General features: G+C 63.1%; 23 protein-coding genes. 11 read left to right on the top strand and 12 right to left on the bottom strand.

The genetic code is table 11. From position 1 onward, the window contains the following. Positions 1-193: 193 nt before the first annotated feature. The 7 genes from gndA to BLS41_RS18910 form a co-directional block, all read right to left on the bottom strand. Positions 194-1,603, bottom strand: a complete 1,410-nt coding sequence (gndA, locus tag BLS41_RS18940) for an NADP-dependent phosphogluconate dehydrogenase (protein ID WP_074767585.1) — start codon at positions 1,601-1,603, stop codon at positions 194-196. 345 nt (positions 1,604-1,948) lie between these two features. Next, a complete protein-coding gene (locus tag BLS41_RS18935; RefSeq protein ID WP_074767583.1) occupies positions 1,949-2,581 on the bottom strand; it encodes a DUF938 domain-containing protein in 633 nt (210 codons plus the stop codon). Between the two features lie 14 nt (positions 2,582-2,595). Beyond that, the gene (locus tag BLS41_RS18930; protein ID WP_074767581.1) at positions 2,596-3,201 is read right to left on the bottom strand and encodes a pyridoxamine 5'-phosphate oxidase family protein; all 606 of its coding nucleotides are present in this window, start codon (positions 3,199-3,201) and stop codon (positions 2,596-2,598) included. Positions 3,202-3,337: 136 nt separating this feature from the next. Next, positions 3,338-4,219: an NAD-dependent protein deacetylase gene (locus BLS41_RS18925; protein ID WP_074771045.1), complete on the bottom strand. Its 882-nt coding sequence runs from the start codon at positions 4,217-4,219 to the stop codon at positions 3,338-3,340. Between the two features lie 88 nt (positions 4,220-4,307). After that, complete coding sequence (locus BLS41_RS18920) at positions 4,308-4,478, bottom strand: oxidoreductase-like domain-containing protein (RefSeq protein ID WP_074767579.1); 171 nt, start codon at positions 4,476-4,478, stop codon at positions 4,308-4,310. Positions 4,479-4,609: 131 nt separating this feature from the next. Then, positions 4,610-5,374 (bottom strand): SDR family oxidoreductase, encoded by a 765-nt coding sequence (locus BLS41_RS18915; protein WP_074767577.1) that lies wholly within the window; start codon positions 5,372-5,374, stop codon positions 4,610-4,612. Positions 5,375-5,599: 225 nt separating this feature from the next. Beyond that, positions 5,600-7,012, bottom strand: a complete 1,413-nt coding sequence (locus tag BLS41_RS18910; RefSeq protein WP_074767575.1) for a DUF2252 domain-containing protein — start codon at positions 7,010-7,012, stop codon at positions 5,600-5,602. A 389-nt stretch (positions 7,013-7,401) separates the two neighbouring features. On the opposite strand from BLS41_RS18910, the gene motA reads away from it, so the two are divergent. The 4 genes from motA (at position 7,402) to BLS41_RS18890 (ending at position 10,557) form a co-directional block, all read left to right on the top strand. Further along, positions 7,402-8,271, top strand: coding sequence for a flagellar motor stator protein MotA (gene motA / locus BLS41_RS18905; RefSeq protein ID WP_074767573.1), 870 nt, complete (start codon positions 7,402-7,404; stop codon positions 8,269-8,271). Between the two features lie 22 nt (positions 8,272-8,293). Further along, entirely contained in the window at positions 8,294-9,298 is a 1,005-nt protein-coding gene (gene motB, locus BLS41_RS18900; protein ID WP_074767571.1) for a flagellar motor protein MotB, read from the top strand. Between the two features lie 95 nt (positions 9,299-9,393). Continuing rightward, on the top strand, positions 9,394-10,077 hold the full coding sequence (locus BLS41_RS18895) for a Pr6Pr family membrane protein (protein ID WP_074767569.1): 684 nt from the start codon (positions 9,394-9,396) through the stop codon (positions 10,075-10,077). A 204-nt stretch (positions 10,078-10,281) separates the two neighbouring features. After that, positions 10,282-10,557, top strand: coding sequence for a CsbD family protein (locus BLS41_RS18890; RefSeq protein WP_074767567.1), 276 nt, complete (start codon positions 10,282-10,284; stop codon positions 10,555-10,557). Between the two features lie 32 nt (positions 10,558-10,589). Here BLS41_RS18890 and BLS41_RS18885 read toward each other — a convergent pair whose 3' ends face one another. Together BLS41_RS18885 and BLS41_RS18880 are read right to left on the bottom strand one after the other, a co-directional pair. After that, positions 10,590-11,525, bottom strand: coding sequence for an exodeoxyribonuclease III (locus BLS41_RS18885; protein WP_083380024.1), 936 nt, complete (start codon positions 11,523-11,525; stop codon positions 10,590-10,592). A gap of 35 nt (positions 11,526-11,560) precedes the next feature. After that, a complete protein-coding gene (locus BLS41_RS18880; protein ID WP_074767565.1) occupies positions 11,561-11,785 on the bottom strand; it encodes a hypothetical protein in 225 nt (74 codons plus the stop codon). A gap of 280 nt (positions 11,786-12,065) precedes the next feature. Between BLS41_RS18880 and BLS41_RS18875 the strand changes: the two genes are divergently transcribed. The 7 genes from BLS41_RS18875 to BLS41_RS39070 all read left to right on the top strand — a co-directional run bounded on the left by BLS41_RS18875 (position 12,066) and on the right by BLS41_RS39070 (position 19,692). Beyond that, a complete protein-coding gene (locus BLS41_RS18875; RefSeq protein WP_074767563.1) occupies positions 12,066-12,824 on the top strand; it encodes a 2Fe-2S iron-sulfur cluster-binding protein in 759 nt (252 codons plus the stop codon). Between the two features lie 13 nt (positions 12,825-12,837). After that, positions 12,838-13,839: an FAD binding domain-containing protein gene (locus BLS41_RS18870; protein ID WP_074767561.1), complete on the top strand. Its 1,002-nt coding sequence runs from the start codon at positions 12,838-12,840 to the stop codon at positions 13,837-13,839. Beyond that, entirely contained in the window at positions 13,836-16,049 is a 2,214-nt protein-coding gene (locus BLS41_RS18865) for a xanthine dehydrogenase family protein molybdopterin-binding subunit (RefSeq protein WP_074767559.1), read from the top strand. Before BLS41_RS18870 ends, BLS41_RS18865 begins: the two co-directional genes overlap by 4 nt. 217 nt (positions 16,050-16,266) lie before the next feature. Continuing rightward, on the top strand, positions 16,267-16,854 hold the full coding sequence (locus tag BLS41_RS18860) for a nucleotidyltransferase family protein (RefSeq protein ID WP_074767557.1): 588 nt from the start codon (positions 16,267-16,269) through the stop codon (positions 16,852-16,854). A gap of 112 nt (positions 16,855-16,966) precedes the next feature. Further along, positions 16,967-18,424: a UdgX family uracil-DNA binding protein gene (locus BLS41_RS18855; protein WP_074767555.1), complete on the top strand. Its 1,458-nt coding sequence runs from the start codon at positions 16,967-16,969 to the stop codon at positions 18,422-18,424. Between the two features lie 300 nt (positions 18,425-18,724). Beyond that, positions 18,725-19,429: a PIG-L deacetylase family protein gene (locus BLS41_RS18850; protein ID WP_074767553.1), complete on the top strand. Its 705-nt coding sequence runs from the start codon at positions 18,725-18,727 to the stop codon at positions 19,427-19,429. A gap of 110 nt (positions 19,430-19,539) precedes the next feature. Then, positions 19,540-19,692 (top strand): hypothetical protein, encoded by a 153-nt coding sequence (locus tag BLS41_RS39070; RefSeq protein ID WP_008921009.1) that lies wholly within the window; start codon positions 19,540-19,542, stop codon positions 19,690-19,692. A gap of 263 nt (positions 19,693-19,955) precedes the next feature. On the opposite strand, the gene BLS41_RS18845 is transcribed toward BLS41_RS39070, so the two are convergent. The 3 genes from BLS41_RS18845 to aepX are packed head-to-tail and all read right to left on the bottom strand — an operon-like array spanning position 19,956 to position 23,921. Then, positions 19,956-21,023: a 2-aminoethylphosphonate aminotransferase gene (locus BLS41_RS18845; RefSeq protein WP_074767551.1), complete on the bottom strand. Its 1,068-nt coding sequence runs from the start codon at positions 21,021-21,023 to the stop codon at positions 19,956-19,958. Between the two features lie 16 nt (positions 21,024-21,039). Next, positions 21,040-22,203 (bottom strand): phosphonopyruvate decarboxylase, encoded by a 1,164-nt coding sequence (gene aepY / locus BLS41_RS18840; RefSeq protein ID WP_074767549.1) that lies wholly within the window; start codon positions 22,201-22,203, stop codon positions 21,040-21,042. After that, on the bottom strand, positions 22,200-23,921 hold the full coding sequence (aepX, locus tag BLS41_RS18835) for a phosphoenolpyruvate mutase (RefSeq protein WP_074767547.1): 1,722 nt from the start codon (positions 23,919-23,921) through the stop codon (positions 22,200-22,202). The genes aepY and aepX overlap by 4 nt, the downstream gene beginning before the upstream one ends. Positions 23,922-23,989: the final 68 nt, after the last annotated feature.

The raw sequence follows: 23,989 nt of genomic DNA, 5'->3' as shown, positions 1-23,989 counted from the left end.
AAGGGTTGACATCTAGGGGAAACACTTAAAACGACGAAACTCTATTTCGATTTTCGAAACAATAGCGAAGCTAAATCGCATCGATTACGTTTGACTAATACTTTCAGCAACAATACAACGCAGATATTTCAAGCGGTGGCGCAACCCGGCGCGCCTTGTTCTGGCTGCGCGCCGGGTTGCGATTCAAACTCGTTTAGCTCCAGTTTGCGTGGAAGCTACCCGGCTTGTCGGTACGTTCGAACGTGTGCGCGCCGAAGAAATCGCGTTGCGCCTGCACCAGATTTGCCGGCAGACGTTCCGAGCGATAAGCGTCGAAATACGCAACCGCCGACGCAAACGCCGGCACCGGCACGCCTGCATTGATCGCGGCCACCACGACTTCACGCAGCGCAGCCTGGTAGTTCTTCGCGATGTCGCGGAAGTACGGATCGAGCAGCAGATTCGCGATCGCCTTGTCCTTCGTGTAGGCGTCCGTGATCTTTTGCAGGAAGCGGGCGCGGATGATACAGCCAGCGCGGAAAATCTTCGCGATCGTGCCGAAATCCAGGTCCCACTTGTACTCTTCCGACGCTGCGCGCAGTTGCGCGAAGCCCTGTGCGTACGAAATCACCTTGCTGAAGTACAGCGCACGGCGCACCGACTCGATGAACGCATCCCGCTCGACGCCCAGCGGCTTGGCCTGCGGCCCTTCGAGCACCTTGCTCGCGGCCACGCGCTGATCCTTCAGCGACGACAGCACGCGTGCGAACACGGCTTCGGTGATCAGCGGCAGCGGCGCGCCGAGGTCGAGCGCGTTCTGGCTGGTCCACTTGCCGGTGCCCTTCTGTGCCGCGCGATCGAGGATCACGTCGACCAGATCCTTGCCGGTTTCGTCGTCTTTCTTGCTGAAAATCTTCGACGTGATTTCGATCAGGTAGCTGTCGAGCTCGCCTTCGTTCCACTCGGTGTAGACCTTGCCGAGTTCTTCGTTCGACAGACCCACTACCTGCTTGAGCACCGCATAGCTTTCGGCGATCAGCTGCATGTCGCCGTACTCGATGCCGTTGTGCACCATCTTCACGAAGTGGCCCGCGCCGTCCGGTCCCATGTATGCGACGCACGGCTCGCCGTCCGGCGCCTTCGCGGCGATTTCGGTAAGGATCGGGGCGACCAGGTCGTACGCTTCGCGCTGGCCGCCGGGCATGATCGACGGGCCTTTCAGCGCGCCTTCCTCGCCGCCCGACACGCCCGTGCCGATGAAATGCAGACCGGCCTTCGCCAGTTCCTGATTGCGGCGGATGGTGTCGGTGAAATGCGTATTGCCGCCGTCGATCAGAATGTCGCCCTTGTCGAGCAGCGGCTTGAGCGAGTTGATGGTGGCGTCGGTGCCTTCGCCTGCCTTGACCATCAGCAGAATGCGGCGCGGCTTTTCCAGCGACTCCACGAATTCTTCCAGCGTGAAAGCCGGCACCAGTTTCCTGTCCGGATATTCGGCGATGAGTTCGTCGGTTTTCTCGCGGCTACGGTTGTACACCGACACCGCGTGGCCGCGGCTCTCGATGTTGAGTGCCAGATTGCGGCCCATCACCGCTAGCCCCACCACGCCGATTGCCTGTTTGCCCATGTTGAATTCTCCAGAGTCCAAAAAAATGTCGAGACGCCACGCCGCAAGCTTCGTTGGCGCAACGTCGAGGGTGAAAGAATAAAAGAAATGCGAGCTTGCCGCTCGCTGACCGGCAACGGGCGGTGCTGCGTACTGCGTTCATTGTGTGTCTACTGCGCGTCTACTCTGTGCTGCGAGACCGGAAGCAGCTGACGAGGCGCGTCGTGCGCGGCGACCCCGCGCGACACCCGTCAGACATGCCGGCCTACCCATGCGGCAAAAAACTCATTAGATACAAGGTGATGCAACTCGCGCATGCACTGCGCGCAACCCGCTTTCACGTTGCAGCTACCGAATCCATGCTTCTCAGACCTGCGTGGCCCCCGGTCGTTTCCTGAACACCAGACTGAAATTATTGGCCGGCATCGCGATCGGTTCATCGCAGACCAACCCAAGCGATGCACCCAACGTCACCACAGTTTCCATATCTCGCACGCCCCAGGCCGGATCGCGGCTGCGCAACTGTTGATCGAATGCTTCGTTGCTCGGCGAAGTATGCGCGCCGCCGCGTTTGTATGGGCCGTAAAGGTACAGTACACCGCCGTCGGCCAGACGGCGGCTCGCGCCCGCGAACAATGCCTGCGTCGCGCTCCACGGTGAGATGTGGATCATGTTGATGCAGACCACGGCATCGAGCGAATCCACGCCCCAGTCCGGCTGATGAACGTCGAGCGCCAGCGGCGCGCGCACGTTCGGCAAGCCGTCGTGCGCGATCCACGCGGCGATCGACGCGCGCGCGTCGGCATCGGCGTCGCTCGGTTGCCAGTCGAGGCCGGGCAGCGCGGCGGCGAAACACATCGCGTGCTGGCCGGTGCCGCTGGCGATTTCGAGCACGCGGCCGGTGGCGGGCAGCGCTTCGCGAAGCACCGCGAGGATCGGCTCGCGGTTACGTTCAGCGGAAGGCGAACGTTGCCGCAGCGCCGGATGGGATTCAGTCATGGTCGGTCTTTATGTCAGTACAGGGCCGTGCGTACGCGTTCCGCGAGTTCGCGGTCGTAGGTCGCGGCATCGAAATGCGCGCCGTTGATGTGCCGGTGAATCTCACCCGCGCTCGGCAGCCGCGACCGCTCGATATGCCGCGCCGGGTCCCACAGCTTCGAGCGAACCAGCGCTTTCGAGCAGTGAAAGTACACAGAATCGACGTCGATCAGCAGCACGGTGCGCGGCAGTTTACCTTCGACGGCGAAACTGTCCAGCCATTCAGGCTCATTCGTAATCCGGCCACGGCCGTTCACCCGCAAACTTTCGCCAATTCCGGGGATGATGAACAGCAGCGCGAGCCGTGGTTCGACGATGATATTGCGCAGACTGTCGAGCCGGTTGTTGCCGGGGCGATCCGGCAACGCGAGCGTCCGTCTGTCGACCACGCGGACGAAACCCGGCGCATCGCCACGCGGCGAACAGTCGAGACCGTCCGGGCCTGCGGTGGCGAGCACCGCAAACGGCGCAACGTCGATGAACGCGCGATAGTCGTCGTTGACGTAGTCGATCTCTTTCGCCAGCGCGCGTTCGTGCGGCTGATCGTAGAGGGCTTCGAGCTGTTCGATCGTCGTCAACATCGGCGCTCCTTCGGCTGTTGTCTGAATACGGAAACATGGCATTGCGCTCAGGCGCACTCGCAGCGCTATACCGCTGCGGCTCGAACGAGGCGGATATGTCGGCTACGGTTGATGCACACCATCGCCCGCGGGCCGGTCAATCCAGCGCCAGGCGGCCAGCCAGCGCGGTCAGCGTGTCCGCGCACGGCGCCGTGATCTTCAGCGACAGCAGCGGATCGGCGCGCGTACGTCCCAGATTGATCGCGACGACCGGCTTGCCCTGCTTCTGCGCCCACACGCAAAAACGGTAGCCGGAATAGACCATCAGCGACGAGCCGACCACCAGCATCGCATCCGCCGATTCGAGCGCGTGCGACGCCGCGTCGACCCGTTCCTTCGGCACGCTTTCGCCGAAAAACACCACCGACGGCTTCAGCAGGCCGTTGCAATTCGGGCAGCGGGGAATGCGGAATCCGCCGAGGTCGTGCCATTCGAGATGGGCGTCGCCGTCGGCGGCGGTTTCGGCGGTGACGTTCAGCAGCGCGGGATTGTCCGCTTCCAGCGTCTGCTGGATCGACGCGCGCGCATGCTGCATCCCACAGTCCAGGCACGTGACGCCGTTGATGCCGCCATGCAGTTCGATCACCTCGCGGCTGCCCGCGCGTTGATGCAGACCGTCGACGTTTTGCGTCACCAGCGTCGGCACATGACCGGCGGTTTCGAGCCGGGCCAACGCGGTATGCGCGGCATTGGGCTGCGCCTGCGCGACGACCGGCCAGCCGACCATGCTGCGCGCCCAGTAGCGCTGACGCATCGTCTGCGTGCCGAGAAACTCCTGCAACGTGATAGGCGGCGAGCGCTTCCATGCGCCGTTGTCGTCGCGATAACCGGGGATGCCGGAGTCGGTGCTGATGCCCGCGCCGGTCAGCACGAACAGGCGCGGATAGCGCTGCACGAAGCTGTGCAGATCGTCGAGCGTGTGCGATTCGATCAGCGGTTCGCTAAGCGGCGCAACGGGCGCGGGGGCAAGGTCGGTCATAACGGGCACGGTGGATGGCGGCAGCCTGAACGGAAGCGCGTCAGCGACGCGCACGCGGAGAACGCGCGGGCGGCAGGCTCTCGCACACTCATAGCTCCTGCCGCTTTTTCCATTCGGCGAGAGCGGCCCGATAGCGTTCGAGCGCATCGTCGTAGAGATCGAAAATACACGGACTGCAGCCGCTATGACAACAGTCTTCAAGCTCGGGCGGCACGGGCGGCTGCGGTTGCGGGTCGTCGACAGATATGGCTTGGGGCACGGCGAAAACGCGTTCCGTAAAGGCGGGAAGCGCCCAGTATAAGTTGATCCCGGGCGGGGCGCTCTGGGTCCGTTCGAGCGCTTCGGCCGCTCACCGAGCCGCACCGCACCACCGCCTCAGCTTCGCGCTGGTCAGCCCCGCCCGACAAACGGCATCTTGGTCGCCATGATCGTCATGAACTGCACGTTCGCCGACAACGGCAACTCCGCCATATGCAACACGGCGTCGGCGACGTGCTGTACGTCCATCAGCGGCTCGATCGCGATTTCGCCGTTGGCTTGCGGCACGCCGCGCGCCATCCGCGCGGCCATTTCCGTTTCCGCATTGCCGATGTCGATCTGCCCGCACACGATGTCGTACTTGCGGCCGTCGAGCGATACCGATTTGGTGAGGCCGGTAATCGCGTGTTTGGTCGCCGTATAGGCGATGCTGTTCGGGCGCGGTGCGTGCGCCGAAATCGAGCCGTTGTTAATGATCCGGCCGCCTCGCGGACTCTGCGTTTTCATCAGGCCGAACGCCTCGCGCGTGCACAGGAACACGCCGGTGAGATTGGTGTCGACCACCGAGCGCCATTCGTCGATGGAGAGTTCGTCGATATCGACCGGTGAATTGCCCCGGCCCGCGTTGTTGAACAGCACGTCGAGCCGGCCGCGTCGTTCGCGGATCGTGTTGAACAGCGCCGCGACGCTGTCGGCGTCGGTCACGTCGCACGCGACGGCCAGCGCGTCGCCACCAAGGTGCTGCGCCTCGTCGACCACCGCGTCGAGCGGCGCCTGGCGACGCCCGGCCAGCACGACGCTGTAACCGTGTTCCAGCATCTTCAGCGCGCACGCGCGGCCAATCCCGCTGCCCGCACCCGTTACCAGTGCCACCTTCTTGATTCCTGTTGCCGTCACAACGTATCTCCGTGGTTTTGCGTAAATGGCTGCGCGCGATCCTGACGAGCCTTCCGAATCTTTCGGGTCGCGGTTCGCACCTCACCGTTGACCCAGCACATTACAACAGCGGGTCGTCCATCACAAATGTCGCGGATGGCCGTTGCTGGCTACGCATCTTTCAATGCGCTTTCGTTTCATCCGGCTTCATGAGCCGGGACGCATGCACGATGTTTTCGCCCGCGGCTAGACGCGGAAATCCGCCGCCATGTCCTCGTCCGTACGCGCTGACAACTCACCGCTGCGACACGCTTTGAGGAACACGTCATAGTCGCGCTCGACCTGATCCGCGTAGGCCGCCGCATAGCCCGTCAGCGACTCGGCAAACTGGTCGCCCCGGCCGATATACGCGCTGACTTCGATCGCCTGGCCGCTCGCCTTCGCATGCGCGCGCGCCATGATCCAGCCGCACAGTCGCGCATAACCGTCGAGCAGATCGTTGTCGAACAGCTCGATATTCGCCGACAGTTTCATGTCGCGCAGTTGCCGGAAATAGAACTGCCGCCCAAGCGGCCCCGTGGCCCAGCCGAGAAAAATATCGCTAGCCGCCTGCAACATGCGCTGCCCCTGCACGACGCGCTCACCCTCGTGTTTGACGCCCGTCGATGGAAAAAACTGCCCGATCACCGAAGGCCGCGCTTCCTTCATTTGCAGAAACAGCGGCTTGTTCATGTGATCGACCAGCAGCACCACCATGCAACGCGTGCCCACGCTACCCACGCCCACCACCTTGAACACCATATCCTGCACGGTGAAATGATCGAGCAGTTCGCGGCGGTCATGCGACATCGTCTTCAGATACTCGCCCCACATGCGTTCGAGCATCTTGCGCGAGTTGCCGACCTTGAACGGCTCGGCTTCTTCCTGCGTGAATAGCGTGTTTGTGCCAAGCACATGAAACAGCGCGGGCGGCGCATCGCGGATCGTCCAGTGATCGCCGTCATGCACGGCCATTTTTTCGAGCAGGTTTTCGTGGGTCCGGCTCGCGGCTTTTTCCATGCCGCGCCGCACGGTGCGCCGGCGTTCGGGTGTCAGCGCCGTTTCGGCCATCCGGTCGAACGTGATGCGGTCGTACCAGAGTTCGAGCGCTCCGCATTGCGCGTACTGCGCCATCCGGTCGCGATATTCGCCGACTGCCGTCATCACCAGACTGTCAGCGGTGCCCCGGCTCAGGCGCATATGGCGCGCGGCCACCACGAGACTCGCGGTGAGTCGCTTCAGATCCCATTCGAATGGCCCGATCGACACTTCGTCGAAGTCATTCAGATCGAATATGAGTTGCCGTTCGGGTGTGGCGAAACCACCGAAGTTCATCAGATGGCCGTCGCCGCAAATGGGCATGGTCAGGCCGGTGTGGTGAATCTTGCTGAGATCGTGAGCCTGCAGGATCGCGGTGCCGCGAAAAAACGTGAAAGGCGAAGCGGCCATGCGTCCGTAGCGCAACGGCACCAGATTCTCGATGCGGCCTTCGCTGCTTTGCCTGAGAAGCTCGATCGGATTGCGGTCCAGTTCGCCGACCGCGCGATGACTGGACCGTTTCGAATGTTCGCGTGCTGCGCGGCCACGCGCTTCGCGTTCGGCGATGGTGCTGGCTTTCATGCTCTCTCCGTTTCAGGCAAGTCTTGACTGGCGATTCCAGCGACTGCTTCTACTGGCGCGACAAAAGCGAAAACATCTGAACAGTACCTGCGAAACGCGATCATAACGGCTCGGCAGACGATCGGTAAAAATGTTGCGGCCCTGACTGCTATCCGGCCGCCGCCTCTCGCCCACCGATCAATCGGATTGCTAAACGGACAAAATTACCGGATCACGACCGGTCAAAACTAACTATTCGGTGAATTTTTCTTTTTTCCCGTCGCCCTGCACTTCAGCCGCGGCGATTCCAGCCGTTACCCATGTATAGAAAACTTTAAGACGCATGAAAAAGGCCCCGGAATAGGGCCTGTTCTGATTGAACCCGCGTCGCGCAAGGTCAGGGAGAGTGTATGTTTGTCGCAATCGGCTGGGTCGTGGTTATCGCTTCTGTCATCGGCAGTTTTGTCGGCGTGGGTGGGCATCTGCCGGCACTCATTCAGCCGTTTGAATTGCTGTGTATTTTCGGCGCGGCAATTGGGGCGTTCGTCGTGAGCAATCCGACTTCCACGCTGAAGAAAACCCTCAAGGCAATTCCTTCCTGTTTCAAGGGCGGCGGCTACACGAAAGAAAAGTATCTCGAACTGATCGCGCTGCTTTATGAACTGCTTCAGAAGGCGCGCAAGGAAGGGATGATGTCGCTCGAAGCGGATGTGGGCGCGCCCGAAGAAAGCGTGATTTTCCAGAAGTACTCGCACGTGCTGCACGATCATCATCTGCTCGATTTCATCGTCGACTATTTGCGGATGATGTCCGGCGGCAACGTGAACGTGCTCGAAGTGCAGGATCTGATGGACGAGGAACTGGCAACGCATCACGCGGAGTCGTCGGTCGCGGCCAACGCGATTCAGAAAATGGCCGACGGCCTGCCCGCTTTCGGCATTGTCGCTGCCGTGATGGGCGTGGTTCATACAATGGGTTCGGTCGGCGCTCCGCCCGCCGTGCTCGGCGAAATGATCGCCGGGGCGCTGGTCGGCACCTTCCTCGGCATTCTGCTTGCGTATGGTTTTATCGGCCCCGTCGCGGATCTTCTGACTGCCAAGGGCCGCGCTGAAGCCAAGCCGTTTCAGTGCGTGAAGGCAGTATTGCTCGCGTCGCTGTCGGGTTACGCGCCGCCGATCGCCGTCGAATTCGGCCGCAAGGTGCTGTTCACCGCTGACCGACCGAGCTTCCAGGAACTCGACGACGCCGTGCGCGCCACCAAGATGCCGAAGTCGGCCTGATCACGGATACGGGAGCAGCACGATGAGCGAAAGAAGATCGCGCGGGTCGGATCAAGCCGACACCGCGCCCGCGCCGGTGATCGTGCGCCGCTCGAAAAAGGGCGGCGACCATGGCGCACATCACGGCGGCGCATGGAAAATCGCGTACGCCGACTTCGTCACCGCAATGATGGCGTTCTTCCTGCTGATGTGGTTGCTCGGCTCCACGTCGAAGTACGAGAAGCAGGGCATCGAAGACTACTTCAACACGCCTTTGTCGAGCCTGCTCGGCGGCAATGAGGGCACGGCCGCCGCGCGGCCTAGCGTGGTACAGGGCGGCGGGCGCGACATCTCCGACTCGCGGCCCGGGGTCGGCAAGAAGAGTCAGACCGAGCCGACGCCGCCCGCTCGTGCCCCTGACGCTGCCGCGCCAACCGTGTCCCCGGCGGACACCGCCCGCCTGGAGCAATTGAAGGCGAAGCTCTCAACGCTGATCGAACAGACTCCCGCACTGAAGGCGTTCAAGGATCAGATCCGCATTTCGATCACCAATGAAGGCTTGCGTATCGAGATCGTCGACTCGCAGAACCGCCCGATGTTCGCTTCGGGCAGCTCGAAACTGCAACCGTACGCGGTGACGATCCTCACGCAGATCGGCGCGGCGCTGAATGATGTCGACAATCGCATTTCGATTGCCGGTCATACCGACGCGGTGCCGTACACCGCCGGCCCTGACGGCTATTCGAACTGGGAGTTGTCGTCGGAACGCGCAAACGCTGCGCGCCGCGCACTGGTGGAAGGCGGCATGCACGATGAAAAACTACTTCAGGTACGCGGACTGGCGGACGTTTTACCACTCGACAAGAACGTGGTCGATCAGCCGGTGAATCGGCGGATCAGCATTCTGATTCTGAATAAGGCTGCAGAACAGGCGTTTTTCCACGACGGCGGACGGACCACGATCGACGAAGCGTCGCCCGCGAGTGCGGCGATTCCCGCCGTAGTCGAACATTTGCAGCCGGTGACCGGTTCGCACGGCACGCCGTAACGCGACTTCGCATGCCTGCATGACAGCAGGCAACGTAGCGGGCGATTTTTTAACACGCACTGCAAAACGCGGGACGTGTGGTTAGAATCGTTCGCATGCACCCTACCCCGCCCCAACAACGGGAGCCTGAGCTTCCGTTGCATACGCCCAGTGTGTCGTCGGTGACGTTGGCGTCCGTCATCGCCGTCATTGCATGGGTCGCGCTCGTTGCACAAGCCAATCTCACGATCGACCGCACCCTCGCGCGCGGGCTGACCGTGTTCGACGGACTGGCGCGCATGAGCAGTTACCTCACCAATCTGACCGTGCTCGCCTGCGCCGTGTGCTTCGCCTGCGTGGCCTGGCGTGGACACAAGTCTCCTGTCGTGCGGTTCTTCCGGCAACCGACCGTCGTCACCGCAGTTGTCGTGTATATGGTTTTTGTCGGCATCGCGTATAACCTGCTGCTGCGCGGTTACTGGTCGCCCACGCCGCTCAGGCGCATACTCAACGAATCGCTGCACAGCGTTCTGCCGATGCTTTCCGCGCTCTACTGGGTGCTATTCGTGCCGCGTTTTCATTTGCGGTGGCGGCATTGTCTGCTGTGGCTTGTTTATCCGGTTGCGTATCTCGTCGTGACTTTCTGGCGAGGAAGTCTGTCGGATTTTTATCCGTACCCTTTCATCAATGTGGACACGCTTGGCGTCGAGCATGTTCTCGTCAATTCCGCGCTGCTATTCGGCGGGTTTTTAATGCTGATGGCCGTGTTCATCGCAATCAACTTCCGGCGCAGACGCTAGCGTCGACGACGCGGGCGCAAAAATTAGCGCCCGCCTTAAAAGCCTGCTTCATATTCCGTCACTCTTTTTCGCGGGCGCGCTTCTTGCGCGCTGTCTGGTGGACGTAAGCCGCCGTTGTCACGCGGGGCTTGCGCAACCCCTTGAGGCGAGCACGTTGCAATTGCGGAGCGCTCGCACGTAAATATGACATTGGGAGCAAATTCGATGGACATCAATTCAGCGGAAGGCGCAGTGAATGAAGTGGCAGGCAAGGTTCAGGGCGCAGTAGGCGACGTGCTGGGCGACACCGGCACACAACTGGCCGGCAAGGCGCGCGAACTCAGCGGTAAAGCGCAACAGCTATGCGCAAGCACGACCAGTCTCGTACGTGAGACCACAGCGGAAAGTCCCTTTACCGCGATTGCGGTGGTCGCGCTTGCAGGGTTTGTCGCCGGGGCGCTGTGGTCACGTGGCGCGGGCGATCGCGATTATCGTCGCTGATTTTTTTGAAGCCCTGAATGGCGGGCGAATTGCTATTTGCTAGCGGTCGCCCGAGCTGATTTCCCAACGGGTACGCTTTTTTTGCGTACCCGCTTTTGTGCTGGCATCTTTTGAACTGCTTTTGCAGCAGGTTCTTGGCCAGTTTCCTTTTTCGTCTTCGTGCTCTTCTGCGGGGCCCTTTTCGGCTTCATATCCAGCTCGATCCACGTTGGCGCGTGATCGCTTGCATGCGGTTCGCCACGTACCCACCGGTCGACGCCCGCATCGCTCAAACGCGGCGCAAGGTCGGCGCTCAGCAAAAGATGATCGATGCGCAAGCCCGAGTTCGTATCCCAGTGGCGGCGGAAATAATCCCAGAAGGTATAGACACGTTCGTCGCCGAAATGCGTGCGCAGCGCGTCGGTCCAACCTTGCGCGAGCAGCTTGCGATAACGCTCGCGGCTTTCGGGTTGTAGCAGCGCATCCTTCAACCATGAGCGCGGGTTATAGATGTCTTCGTCAGTGGGCACAACGTTGAAATCGCCCGCCAGCACCACAGGGTGTCCGCTTCTGAAAAGCTTCGCCGCATGCGCGATGAAATGATCGAACCACGCGAGTTTGTAATCGAACTTGGGACCGGGTTGCGGATTGCCATTCGGAAGATAGAGACACGCAATCAGCACGCCGCCAACCGCGGCTTCGAGATAACGGCTATGCGTGTCTTCTTCGAAGCCGGGCAAGCCGCGGCGGCTTTCTACCGGCGCGTCTCCCTTCGACAGAATCGCCACGCCGTTCCATGCGCTTTGCCCTTGCCAGACAGCGCCGTAGCCCGCAGCGCGCAATTGATCGGCGGGAAAGGCGCTGTCCACGGCTTTGAGTTCCTGCAGGCACACAATGTCCGGTGCCTCGCGCTCGAGCCATTGCAGCAGCGCAGGCAACCGCGAACGGATACCGTTGATATTGAAAGTCGCGATCCGCAGTTTCGCCACGATCTGTCCTCGTTGAGAGCGGCTTGCTTCGCTGCTTATTTCGCCGCTATCGCCATGTCGCACCACTCCATCGCCCAGGATCGCGCGCATGAAATGGCATCGGCTTCGTTCGGGAAGGAATCGATATCACCCGAATCATGCGACTGGAAGCGCTCGTTCTTTTGCGGCACCCGGGTGATTTTCGCTCTCGCGTAATAGACGCCTTCGTCCGCGTGACGGGCGCGGCAATCGATATGAAAATGCCTGTAGTCGAACTGCATGAACGCTCCTTTTAACGGGCTTCATCCGGATAGCAACAGCATTGTCCGTACCTGAAAAATATGAGGTGATAAAGCCGTACGCACGCTAGTCAACCCCGCTTTCCCCCTCATTTGCAAAATACGGTGTTTCTAAAAACGTTGTTTCTGCAACGGCACTGAATTTGCTACTTATGTCACAGTGGAAGTCCCGAAATCTAACCGAAGTCATTTGAACGCGACGCTTCGGATATCGACGCATCGCCAGCCTGCATTGACCTTTCAGTGGAGTCAACAGAACGTCATGTCCAAGCATAACGAATGTCAGGATTCCGGCGACACAGCCGACACGCCTCAACAACCCGCGCAACCATCACAACTCTCACGCCGCCGCTTTCTTCAGTCCGCTGCCGCTGCGGCAACCGTTGGCGCGGCTCCGCATCTGCGAGCGCAAACGCAAGCGCCGACCCAGGCACCGCCCGCGCAAACTAATCCCGTAGTACCGCCGCGCCCTGTCACGCTGACTATCAACGGTCGCGCTCATACGCTGCAACTCGAACCGCGCGTCACGCTGCTCGACGCACTGCGGGAATATGCGGGGTTAATGGGCACGAAAAAAGGCTGCGACCGCGGACAATGCGGCGCATGCACGGTGCTCGCCGATGGCCGCCGCATCAACTCGTGTCTGACGCTCGCGGTGATGCACGAAGGCGAGAACCTCACCACAGTCGAAGGGCTCGCCGCGAATAACACGCTGAGCCCGATGCAACGCGCGTTTATCGAACACGATGCGTTCCAGTGCGGCTACTGTACGCCCGGGCAGTTGTGTTCCGCGACCGCCCTTCTGAACGAATTTCGCAACGGCACGGCAAGCACGGTAACCGCCGACGTACGCCATCGCCCGCCCCAACTTTCCGACGAAGAAATCCGCGAGCGGATGAGCGGCAACATCTGCCGCTGCGGCGCCTATGCGAACATCGTCGCCGCCGTGCGCGCGGTGCACGACGGCAGCAGCGAGAGCAGCGGCGCGGCCGTCACATTCGACCATCACCGTAACGCCTGACGGAGCGACCAGCATGGATGCGATCTCTTACGAACGCGCCGGCGATATCGCCAGCGCAGTGCGGGCGGCGCAGCAGCCGGGCGCGGTGTTTATCGGCGGCGGCACGAACCTGCTCGATCTGATGAAAGGCGGCGTCGAGCGACCCATGCGGCTCATCGACATCACGCATATCAGCGGACTCGATACGGTCTCCACGCTGCCCGACGGCGGCATCCGCATCGGCGCGCTGGTGCGTAACAGCGACGCTGCGAATCATGCATTGGTACGCGAGCAATATCCGCTGTTGTCGCAGGCGTTGCTCGCGGGCGCATCGTCGCAATTGCGCAATATGGCGACCGTGGGCGGCAATCTGCTGCAACGTACGCGCTGCGGCTACTTTTACGACACCGCTTTCACGCAGTGCAACAAGCGCGTGCCCGGCAGCGGTTGCGCGGCCCTCGGCGGCCACAATCGCACGCATGCGATTCTCGGCGCGAGTCCGCAATGCATCGCGGTGAATCCGTCGGATATGAGCGTGGCGCTAGCCGCGCTCGACGCGCTCGTCCGCGTGAACGGACCCACTGGCGAGCGGACTATTGCATTCGCCGACTTTCACCGCCTGCCCGCCGACCGGCCCGATGTCGACACCACGTTGCGGCCCGGCGAACTGATCACTGCCGTCGATCTTCCGCCGCCGCTGTTCAGCGCGAACTCGCACTATCTGAAAGTGCGTGACCGCGCCAGTTACGCATTCGCACTGGTGTCGGTCGCGGCTGCGTTGCAGATGGACGGCGATCGCGTACGCACCGCGCGCATCGCGTTGGGCGGCGTCGCGCACAAACCGTGGCGCGCGAGCGCGGCGGAACAGATGCTCAACGGTCAGCCGCTCACGCAAACCACGCTGAAAAACGCCGCCGCCGCCGCGCTGAGCAACGCGCAACCGCAGCACGACAACCGCTTCAAGGTGCAGCTCGCGCAGCGCGCGATCGTACGCGCGGTCAATCAGGCCGCCGGCCGCACGGGAGGTGTCGCATGAATCTCATCGGTCAACCAGTCGACCGTATCGACGGTCTGCTCAAAGTGATCGGCGAAGCGCGTTACGCCGCCGAATTTCCCGAAGCGCGGCTCGCGCATGGGGTGCTCGTCACGAGCACGATTGCCAGCGGCACGATTGCGTCGATCGACGCGAGCCGCGCACAGGCCGTCCCCGGCGTGCTGCTCGTGATGACCTACCAGAACGCGCCGCGACTGCCGAACGGCGGCAAGCCGCCGCTCGCGCCGCCCGCCGGTCGCCGTCTGTCGCTGTTGCAGGACAACCAGGTGCACTACAGCAACGAGCCGGTCGCGGTGGTCGTCGCCGACACGCTCGAACATGCAACCGACGCCGCGCGCCAGCTGCAGATCGTCTATCAGCAGAGTGCCGCAACGGTCGATTTCGCGCTGGCAAAGCCGAACGCGCACGCGCCCGTCAAACCGCAAGGACGTCAGACCGACACGCAGCGCGGCAGCTTCGAAGACGGCATGCAAAGCGGCCCGGTGCACGTCGATGCCACCTACACGACGCCGATCGAACATCACAACCCGATGGAGCCGCACGCGACGATGGCGATCTGGGACGGCCCGCAACTCACGCTCTACGATTCGACCCAGGGCGTCAGCAGCGCGGCGCTGGCGGTCGCGAAAACGCTCGGCGTTTCGCCCGGCGACGTGCGCGTGATTTCGCCGTTCGTCGGCGGCGGATTTGGTTGCAAAGGCTCGTCGTGGTCGCACGTGTCGTTGTGCGCGATGGCGTCGAAACAAACCGGACGACCGGTGCGGCTCGTGCTCGAACGGCCGCAGATGTTCGGCCCGGTCGGCGCGCGGCCGCGCACCGAGCAGCATTTCGCGCTCGCCGCGCGGCACGACGGCACGCTGACCGCGATGCGTCACGACAGCGTTTCCAATACATCGGTCATCGAGGACTGGACGGAGACCTGCTGCATGGTCACGCGCATGCTGTATGCCGTGCCCAATCAGGTGACCACGCATCGCATCGTGCCGCTCAATCTCGGCACGCCGACCTTCATGCGCGCCCCCGGCGAAACCACCGGCTCGTTCGCGCTGGAATCGGCGATGGACGAACTCGCCGTCGCGCTGAACATGGACCCGCTCGCGCTGCGCATCAAAAATTATGCGGATGCCGATCCGCAGGAAAACAAGCCGTTTTCGGGCAAATCGCTGCATGAGTGCTATCAGATCGGCGCGCAGAAATTCGGCTGGTCGCGGCGCACCAGCACGCCGCGTTCGATGCGCGAAGGCAACACGCTGATCGGGCTCGGCATGGCGACCGCGACCTATCCGGCCAATCGCAGCGAAGCCGCGGCGGTCGCGCGGATCTTGCCGGACGGCACCGCGATGGTGGCCTCGGGCACGCAGGACATCGGCACCGGCACGTACACGGTGATGACCCAGGTCGCCGCCGATGCGCTCGGCTTCGCGCCCGAAAACATCCACTTCGCGCTCGGCGATTCCACCTTGCCGCGCGCGCCGGTGTCGGGCGGATCGCAATCGGCGGCGAGCGTCTCGCCGGCCGTGCGCGACGCGGCGAGCCAGGCGCGCAGCCAGTTGATCGCACTGGCGCTCGCGGATCAGGCGTCGCCCGTATACGGCATTGCGCTCGACGACATCACCGTGGAAAACGGCTGGGTCACGAGCCGCTCGCAACCCGCGAAGCGCGATCCGGCAGCGGCGATCATTGCGCGCTCGGGCGGCAAGCCGATCGAGGCGAACTCCACGGTCAAGCCCGGCGACGAAAAGCAGAAGTACTCGTTTCACTCGTTCGGCGCGGTGTTCGTCGAGGTGCATGTCGACGCCGATCTCGGGACGATACGCGTGCCGCGCGTAGTGGGCGTGTATGACGTGGGGCGCGTGCTCAATCTGAAAACGGCGCGCAGTCAGTTGATGGGCGGGATCGTGTGGGGCATCGGCGCGGCGCTGCAGGAAGAGACCACGGTGGATACGCGGTATGGGCGCTTCACCAACGCGAATCTCGCGGAATATCACGTGCCGGTGAATGCCGATATCGGCTCGCTGGACATCACGTTTATCGACCGGCCCGATCCGTATATCAACTCGCTTGGCGTACGGGGAATCGGCGAGATCGGGATTACCGGGGTGTCGGCGGCGATCGCGAATGCGGTGTATCACGCGACCGGCGTGAGGGTGCGGGATCTGCCGGTTACGCTCGACAAGGTGATGCGGGTGTAGTGGTCTCGATACGCCCGACACACATTCACGCGCTCCGCGCCCTGTCGTTCGTTTCACAGTGAAAAGGATTTTCGCCGACGCGACGTAACGCATTGCGCGGCGAAATCCTTTTGCCTGAAAACGCACTCAAAGCAGCCGCGATAAGACTTTATTCGCGCTTGCCTGTGACCGCGTTGCATCGCACAATCGACGTCACTCTCTCTACCGGTGCCCGCCCATGGCCTACGCTTCGCTCGCCACTGGCGTGTTGCTCGCCGCCGGCTTCGGATCGCGCTTCGATCCGGAAGGTCTGCATAACAAGCTGCTTGCACGTATGCCCGATGGCACGCCGGTCGCGCATGAATCCGCGCACCGTTTGCTGCGGGTCGTGACGCGCGTGCTAGCTGTGGTGCGGCCCGGTTCCGACGCCCTCGCGCGGCTGTTGAACGACGCCGGTTGCGACGTGGTGTTTGCGCACGACGCCGGACGCGGCATGGGCGCGAGCCTCGCGGCCGGGATCGAGGCCAGCGACGACGCCGACGGCTGGATCGTCGCACTGGCGGACATGCCGCGCATCGCCACCACCACCATTGAAACCGTGGCCCGCGCGCTCGACGACGGCGCGTCGCTCGCCGCGCCGTTCTATCTGGGACAGCGGGGTCATCCGGTCGGCTTCGGCATCGAGCACCGCGATGCCCTCCTCACGCTAGACGGAGACACCGGCGCGAAATCCTTACTGATGTCGCAATTCGTGACGAGGCTGGACGTCGACGACCCGGGCATTCTGCGCGACGTGGATACACCCGAGGATCTGCGCAACGTTTAGCTGCGGGTTGATTCCGATGCGGCTTTAGGCGCATACTGTATATCCATACAGTATTTTGTCCGCTTTGCCTTGCGTGGTGGTGTTCTCACCGCGCGTGCCATCGCGTGTTCGCATGAAACGCATTTCGATCGAACCGTCCTTTGCCGCATGGCGCCACGCGGCGCGCGAACTGCTGCGTCAAGGAGTCGAACCGGCGTCGGTCGAGTGGCTCGAAGGTACAGAAAATTCAGCGTTTTCAGACAGCCGGCAGCCGGCGGCTGCGGCCCCAAACCCTCCGGCAATACCGCGTGATCTGCTCAACCGGCTAAAGGACGCTGCCTGTTTCCCGGCGCCGGATCGATGGCACTTGCTCTATCGCGTCCTCTGGCGCTGGGCACATGGCGAACGGCACGTCATCAGCCCGGAAGATCCCGACGGCGCGCTGCTGGCGCAACGCGTCCAGGCTGTCGAACCGGAAACCGACAAGCTGCGAAGTCTCACGCGGTTTCGCAGGCGCGACCCTTCAATGGGACCGCCGGAGTTCGTCGGCTGGCAGGAGCCGCAGCACGATCTGCTGGAGCGGGCCGCAGATATATTCGCCGGACCCATGGGCGAATCCACGTGGATGCTGGCCACGCCACGCGGCGCAGTGTTCTGGAACGGCATGCTGCTGCGTATCGGCCAATCGTTGGTAGAAATAGAAGAACCCGCCGCAACCGCGCAGGCTCCGTCAGCTAGCGCGATGTGCGGCGAAGCAGTCACCAGCGAACCCACCGAGGCTCTCTGGCTCGCGTATTACGCCAGTGCCAGCGTCTCCGGTACCGTCCCGGCGACCGTGTCGTTGCTCTACTGGCGAATGCCGCCTGCCGGGCCGCCGCTGCCCGCGCCTCTGGCTCGCGCGCGCAGCCGTCTCGGTGCACAAAGCGCTGTCGTCACCGTGCCGCCGCCTCCGCCGGTCGAATACTCCGCGATAACGCCGCCATTCCGCGATCCGGACGGTCCGCTCGCCACCTGCCGGCGTTGCGCGTTGTGGCGCAACGCGCAGCAGGCCGTCGCGGGCGTCGGGCCGTCGCACGCGACGATCATGGCGGTCGGCGAACAACCCGGTGAGCACGAGAATCGGCACGGCAAGCCCTTTACGGGCGCGGCCGGACAACTGCTGGACGTCGTGCTGGAGCGCGCCGGTCTCGACCGCGACCGGCTGTATCTGACCTATGCGGTCAAACATTACAAGTGGGAGGCGCCCGATCAACAGCTTCGGCGGCAAGCCGGTCAGCAGCGGGTTCATCGCGCACCCGAGCCTCGCGAGGTCGAGGCATGCCAGTTCTGGCTGGCGCAGGAGTTGTCGCAGGTCGCGCCGCGTGTGGTCGTCGCGCTTGGGGCGACCGCGCTGAAAACCCTCACTGGGCTTCATGTGAACCTGTCGGAATATTTGGGGCAGACCATCGCTCATGACGGGCGGCTGATCGTGCCGACCTGGCATCCGTCCTACGCGCTGAGAACGGCGGATGCCGGGTTGCGGGAAGACATCGTCGAGGCGATTGTGATGGCGTTCCGGCGCGCGGCTGTGTTGGCGGCGGAGGGCGGGTAGTCTGGTTCGTTGAGGCTGCGAGCGCGTGCGCATTCGGTTGGGTAAGGTGAGCCGATTCGGGAACGCTGGGCGTTTTATGGTGAGCTTCTGCGGGAGGCGATGAGTTGGTGCAAATAGCGAGCGACTCCATACCCCCATCCCAGGCACACCCCTTGCGACCCCACAACCGCTGCGCAAGCCGCCCCGATTCCGCCTAAGCTGATGTGACGCCGCGTTTTTCGCGCGCGCCGCTACAAACCCAAACCAGCCCACGCTTCAAAACGCAGCCAGGCAACCGCACACCCCAACCGCCCCGGTCCAATGAGCGAAACCAGCCCACGCCTTTTCATCGTCTCGCCCCATTTCGACGACGCCGTCTTCAGTTGCGGCGCCCTGCTCGCCGCTCACCCGGACACGGCCGTCTGCACTGTGTTCGCCGCACCGCCCGAGCACGAAATGCACACGGAATGGGATGAAAAGTCGGGCTTCGCGAGTGCCTCCGAGGCGATCCACGAGCGCACGCTGGAGGACAACCGCGCGCTCGAGGTACTCGACGCGATCCCGCTGCGCATGCCGTTTCGCGACAGCCAGTATTCGGACTCGCCATCGATCAGCAAGATGGCCGCCGCGCTGGAGGAAACCATTTATCGCACGACCGCGAACACGCTGCTGATGCCGCTCGGTCTGTATCACGACGATCACGTGCGGGTTTTCGAAGCCTGCTGCGAAATTCTGCCTCGGCTGTCGCATCTGGCGTGGTTCGGTTACGAGGAGGCGATCCACCGGCGCACGCCCGGCGTCGTTCAGGCGCGTCTCGCGGACCTCGCGCAGCGCGGCGTGGTGGCAACGCCCGCGCATCCGAGCGCGGGCCATACGATCGACGTCCAGCGTCGCCTGCAACTCAAGCGCGAAGCGGTCAATGCGTACGCGAGCCAGTTGCGGGCATTCGGCGCAGGCAATTACGACGATATCTTCGCCACTGAGCGCTACTGGCAATTGAGCGTTGGCCGTCGATCGAAAAAGTAACGAGGCGACGCGCGCCGCCAGCGTCTACGCTTGAGGAAAACCGATGGAATTGGCGCGCGGCCGGGCTTCATCGCCCGGCTGGATACGCGCTTTCACTACGAGGTGAGGTCATGAGTTACGACATGCATACCAGTCCGATTCCCGATCCGAATGCGGATCCGAACCGCGACCCGGAAGCCGATCCACTGGTCCCGCCGTCGCCCGGTCATCATGTGGAGGAGCCGCAACGGCCCGATGGGCCGCCGGATAAAGACCCGGTGTGATTCCTGCGCGCGGTCGCCGGGCGGCATTGCAAGATATGCACACGGCGCGCGGGCCCTGGTCCTGAGAAAGCGGCGGCGAATGCAGTTGCGATCCGCCGCCTGGCTCCGGCCCGTGTCATACGGCATCCCGCCGTTACCGGGTTGCGTGACAAGGTTAAGTCACTTCGACTACACGCCGACGGCCAGCCTTACCGCCGCCGTCCACTGCATGGTCACGACTCAACCCCGCCCGCGCATCTCAGTGCCCAGGCGGCGTGTGGCCCTCACCGCATCAACTCGGAAAACCCCTGCAACAGCCGGTCGATATCGGCAGCATGAATATTGCCCATCGTCGAAATACGGAACAGTTCAGCCGACAAACCGCCCTGCCCGGCATAGATGACGAAGCCGCGCGCCTTCAACGCATCGTGCAGTTGCGGATACGCGATGCCCTCCGGCAACCGGTACGCGCGCAACACCACCGACGACTGCTCCGGCGGCAACACGCTCGCCATTCCACGCTCGGCCAGGCCCGCGCGCGCCTGCTCGGCAAGCGCCGCATAACGCTGGTGACGTGCGCGCCAGCCGCCCTCGTCGGCGATTTCGCGCAACGCTTCGACCAGCGCGTAATACGCGTGAACCGACGGCGTGAACGGCGTATTGCGCTGATCCTGCAAACGCGCAAGACGCCCGAGGTCGAGGTAGTAAGTGCGGCTCGCCGCCTGCGCGAGCGCGGCACGCCGCACCAGCACGAACGACGCACCCGGCACGCCATGCAGACACTTGTTCGCGGTGGCCGCGACTGCGTCGAGACTGGTATCGGCGAAATCGATCGGCTCCGCGCCGAAGCTGCTGACGCCGTCCACCAGCAATCGCAAGCCGCGCGCGCGGCACAACTCGCCCAGTGCGGCCAGATCGTTCAGGCGGCCTGTCGTGGTTTCGTGATGGATCACCGCGACGTGCGTGAACGCCTTGTCCGCGTCGAGACGTTCGACGATCTTCGCGAGATCGGGCGCCTGCATCCAGTCGTGCTTCAGCGCTTCATGCGCGATGCCGTACTGCGTGGCGATCTGCGAAATACGCTCGCCGTACACGCCGTTTTCGACGACCAGCAGCTTGCCGTTGTGCGGCACCAGCGCCGCCGTCATGCTTTCGACCGCCGCCGTGCCCGAGCCGGTCATCAGCACGGCTTGCCATTCGGCGGCGTCGAGACCGTACAACTCGACCAGACGCGTGCGCGCCTCTTCCTGCAAGTCGAAGAACTCGCTTTCTCGATGGCACAAATCGGTCTGCAACAGGCTGTTGCGAACGCGTTCGGTCAGCGTCACCGGACCTGGGTTCAGCAGCAACATCAGTGCTCTCCTTGCTCTATGCCGCGCCGATGTGGCGCATCAAACGCGTCTTCACATCGGGCGGCGTGATGGTGGGACGCGGCAGGCCATCGGGCGTGCCGCGGCGAATCGCGAGGCGCACGAAGCGCGGACCGTCGGCGAGCGGCGCGTCGAACAGTTCGTCGATCACGGCCGGGTCGTCGCTCTCCACCGCCGACGCATAACCGCACGCCGCAGCCACGCCCGCAAACGACACCTGCGACGACACCGTCGCCTGGCCGCCGGTCGAGTCGTGCGCGCCGTTATCGAGCAACACATGCGTGAGATTCGACGGACCATACGCGCCGAGCGTCGCGAACGCGCCCATCCGCATCAGCGCGGCGCCGTCGCCGTCGACCGCGACCACGTGCAGGTCGGGACGCGACATCGCGAGACCCAGCGCGAACGGCGTCACACAACCCATCGAGCCGACCATGTACAACTGGTTCGGACGGTCGTCGATTGCGTAGAGTTCGCGGCCGCAAAATCCAGTCGATGCCAGCACCACCGTCGAGTCGAGAGCCGTATGCGCGATCACCTTCTGCAGCGCGTCGTGGCGCGTGGCGAGTTCGCTCGCGGCGACATCGCGGAACTGCGCACGCGGCGCAATCGCAGCGCGGCGCGAGCTAACGCCGCTGTCCTTTAACTCGTACGGCGCGACGCTGCCCTTCTGCATCACGAGCGCATACGGGCGGCCGGTTTCGTCCATGTAGGCGGTGGCGCGATCCAGTGCCGGGCCGATGGCATCGGCTTCGGTCGGGAAGGTCTCCCACGGAATTTCCATCGTGTCGAGCATCGCGGGCGTGACGGGGCCCATCAGCGCGTGCTGCGGTTCGTCGGCGACACCGGGCTGGCCGCGCCACGTGACGATCAGCAATTGCGGCAGACGGAAGGTCCACGTGAGCGACGTGAGCGGGCTCACCGCATTGCCGAGGCCGGAGTTCTGCATCATCGTGATGCCGCGCCGGCCGTTCTGCGCGCCCAGCGCGACGCCCGCGATCAACGCAACCGCATCGCCCTCATTAGCTGCCGATACGTAATGCAACGATTCGTCCTGCAGCACGTAATTGATAAACGGCGTCAGATACGAACACGGCACGCCCGCGTACCAGTCGAAGCCGCGCTCGCGCGCCGCCTCGACGAACTGTGCCGCCTCGATCATTGCGCGGCTCCGTTCTTCGCGCCCTTCGCCGCGTTGTCGCCGGTGGCGAACGGCGCTTGCGCGTGCGCGAAATCGCCGGCGCGACGGAAGTCTTCGAGGTCGTTCACACCGCGCCAGTGACCGTGCACGTATTGCACTTCGATCGACTCACCTGCTTCGATCAGCGCGTTCAGCAGCGCGGGCATGTCGAGCGACGCAAAGTCGGGACGCGCCTGCAACTGGCTCATCACCTTTTGCAAACGCTCGCGGCCTGCATCGCGTACGTTCAGCAGACCGACCCAGCGGCCATGCGGCGTTTGCGAAGCGATTGCCGCCGACGCATCCTGTCCGCTCGACACATGACGCAGCGTCACCTTGCTGCCGAACAGGCCGCGATCGTCGGCTGTCGAGCACCATGCGAAATCGCGCACGCTGGCGTTTTCCGCGTCGGTCAGCGACGAGTCCACCACCACGCTGAACGCCGCTTCGCTTTCCACCAGATCGCGCAGGATGTAGCTGCGGAACAGCAGATCGCCGTACGAGATCACGGTGTCGCCCGCGAGTTTGTCGATGGCGCAGGCGAGCGAAGCGAGTTCGCCGGTTTGCGCATGCTGTTCGTTGACGACCAGCTTGATGCCCGCCGTTTCGATCGCATCGGCACGATAGCCGCCGACCACGGTGATGTCGTTGACGCCCTGCTTCTTGAACGAGTCGACCAGCCAGCGCAAGAGCGGCTTGCCGGCGATCGGCAGCATCACTTTCGGACGGTCTTCGGTCACGGCTTCGAGGCCCTTGCCCCGGCTCGCCGCGAGCACGACCGCTGCGCCGGCCGCGCGGCCGCTCGACAGATAGCGGTCTTCCGCTTCCGAGTATTCGTCGGCATCCTGCAGACGGAAAATTTCGTTGACCGCAGCAATGCTGTCCTCGACGTTGACCAGCGTTTCGCTCGAATGAATTTCCTTCGCGACCGCCTGCATTGCCGAGGTGGCCGAGCGGATCAGATGGTTCGCCCAGATCACCGTGCTGATGCCCGCCTCGCGGAACACTTCGGTCGGCGTGCTGTAGTACTTGGTCGGCACGATCACGAGCGGACCGCGACCGGCCCATTCGCGCGCGAATTCGAGAATTTCGTCAGGACGCGACAGCTTGCTGTGAATCAGGATCGCGTCGGCGCCGGCTTGCCGGTACGCCTCCGCGCGACGCAGCGCTTCGTCCATGCCCCAGCCCGCGATCAGCGCTTCGACGCGCGCGACGATCGAGAAATTTTCATCCGACTGCGAGTCTTTACCGGCCTTGATCTTGCCGCAGAACTCGTCCATGTCGGCGAGCGGCTGCGCTTCGCCGTTGATGAAGCTGTTCGTTTTCGGGAACTGCTTGTCTTCGATACACACGCCGGCAATGCCGCGTTGTTCGAGCTTGCGCACGAGGCGGCGCACGTTGTTGAAGTTGCCGTAGCCGGTATCGCCGTCGAGCAGGATCGGCAGATCACTCGCGTCGGCCATGAATTCGAGCGTATCGACGACCTGGGTCCAGCTCGCTTCGTTGTTGTCGCGCACACCGTATTGCGCGGAAATCGCGAGACCCGAGCCCCAGATCGCCTTGAAGCCGGCTTCACGAACGATTCGCGCGGACAGGCCGTTATGGGCCTCCATGATGAATTCGAGTTCGTTGCTCAACAGCATCTGGCGCAAACGTGCGCTGCGGGAAGTGGCGATAAATGCGGGTTCGCGGGCGTTCATTTTTCTACTCCTGATAGCGGGCTTATCGATACTCTTTTTGCCCGGCTGGCGACTGGAAAATGGCGACT

This window comes from Paraburkholderia fungorum, assembly GCF_900099835.1.
Classification (GTDB): domain Bacteria; phylum Pseudomonadota; class Gammaproteobacteria; order Burkholderiales; family Burkholderiaceae; genus Paraburkholderia; species Paraburkholderia fungorum_A.
This window is presented reverse-complemented; position numbering and strand designations above follow the sequence as displayed.

Excerpts from the sequence above, each read along its gene's own strand:
- BLS41_RS18935 (WP_074767583.1), bottom strand. The coding sequence starts at position 2,581 with ATGACTGAATCCCATCCGGCGCTGCGGCAACGTTCGCCTTCCGCTGAA.
- BLS41_RS18890 (WP_074767567.1), top strand. The coding sequence starts at position 10,282 with ATGGACATCAATTCAGCGGAAGGCGCAGTGAATGAAGTGGCAGGCAAG.
- BLS41_RS18845 (WP_074767551.1), bottom strand. The coding sequence starts at position 21,023 with ATGTTGCTGCTGAACCCAGGTCCGGTGACGCTGACCGAACGCGTTCGC.
- BLS41_RS18880 (WP_074767565.1), bottom strand. The coding sequence starts at position 11,785 with ATGCAGTTCGACTACAGGCATTTTCATATCGATTGCCGCGCCCGTCAC.
- motB (WP_074767571.1), top strand. The coding sequence starts at position 8,294 with ATGAGCGAAAGAAGATCGCGCGGGTCGGATCAAGCCGACACCGCGCCC.
- motA (WP_074767573.1), top strand. The coding sequence starts at position 7,402 with ATGTTTGTCGCAATCGGCTGGGTCGTGGTTATCGCTTCTGTCATCGGC.
- BLS41_RS18930 (WP_074767581.1), bottom strand. The coding sequence starts at position 3,201 with ATGTTGACGACGATCGAACAGCTCGAAGCCCTCTACGATCAGCCGCAC.
- aepX (WP_074767547.1), bottom strand. The coding sequence starts at position 23,921 with ATGAACGCCCGCGAACCCGCATTTATCGCCACTTCCCGCAGCGCACGT.
- BLS41_RS18860 (WP_074767557.1), top strand. The coding sequence starts at position 16,267 with ATGGCCTACGCTTCGCTCGCCACTGGCGTGTTGCTCGCCGCCGGCTTC.
- BLS41_RS39070 (WP_008921009.1), top strand. The coding sequence starts at position 19,540 with ATGAGTTACGACATGCATACCAGTCCGATTCCCGATCCGAATGCGGAT.
- BLS41_RS18850 (WP_074767553.1), top strand. The coding sequence starts at position 18,725 with ATGAGCGAAACCAGCCCACGCCTTTTCATCGTCTCGCCCCATTTCGAC.
- BLS41_RS18855 (WP_074767555.1), top strand. The coding sequence starts at position 16,967 with ATGAAACGCATTTCGATCGAACCGTCCTTTGCCGCATGGCGCCACGCG.
- BLS41_RS18870 (WP_074767561.1), top strand. The coding sequence starts at position 12,838 with ATGGATGCGATCTCTTACGAACGCGCCGGCGATATCGCCAGCGCAGTG.
- aepY (WP_074767549.1), bottom strand. The coding sequence starts at position 22,203 with ATGATCGAGGCGGCACAGTTCGTCGAGGCGGCGCGCGAGCGCGGCTTC.
- BLS41_RS18910 (WP_074767575.1), bottom strand. The coding sequence starts at position 7,012 with ATGAAAGCCAGCACCATCGCCGAACGCGAAGCGCGTGGCCGCGCAGCA.
- BLS41_RS18895 (WP_074767569.1), top strand. The coding sequence starts at position 9,394 with ATGCACCCTACCCCGCCCCAACAACGGGAGCCTGAGCTTCCGTTGCAT.
- gndA (WP_074767585.1), bottom strand. The coding sequence starts at position 1,603 with ATGGGCAAACAGGCAATCGGCGTGGTGGGGCTAGCGGTGATGGGCCGC.
- BLS41_RS18875 (WP_074767563.1), top strand. The coding sequence starts at position 12,066 with ATGTCCAAGCATAACGAATGTCAGGATTCCGGCGACACAGCCGACACG.
- BLS41_RS18865 (WP_074767559.1), top strand. The coding sequence starts at position 13,836 with ATGAATCTCATCGGTCAACCAGTCGACCGTATCGACGGTCTGCTCAAA.
- BLS41_RS18925 (WP_074771045.1), bottom strand. The coding sequence starts at position 4,219 with ATGACCGACCTTGCCCCCGCGCCCGTTGCGCCGCTTAGCGAACCGCTG.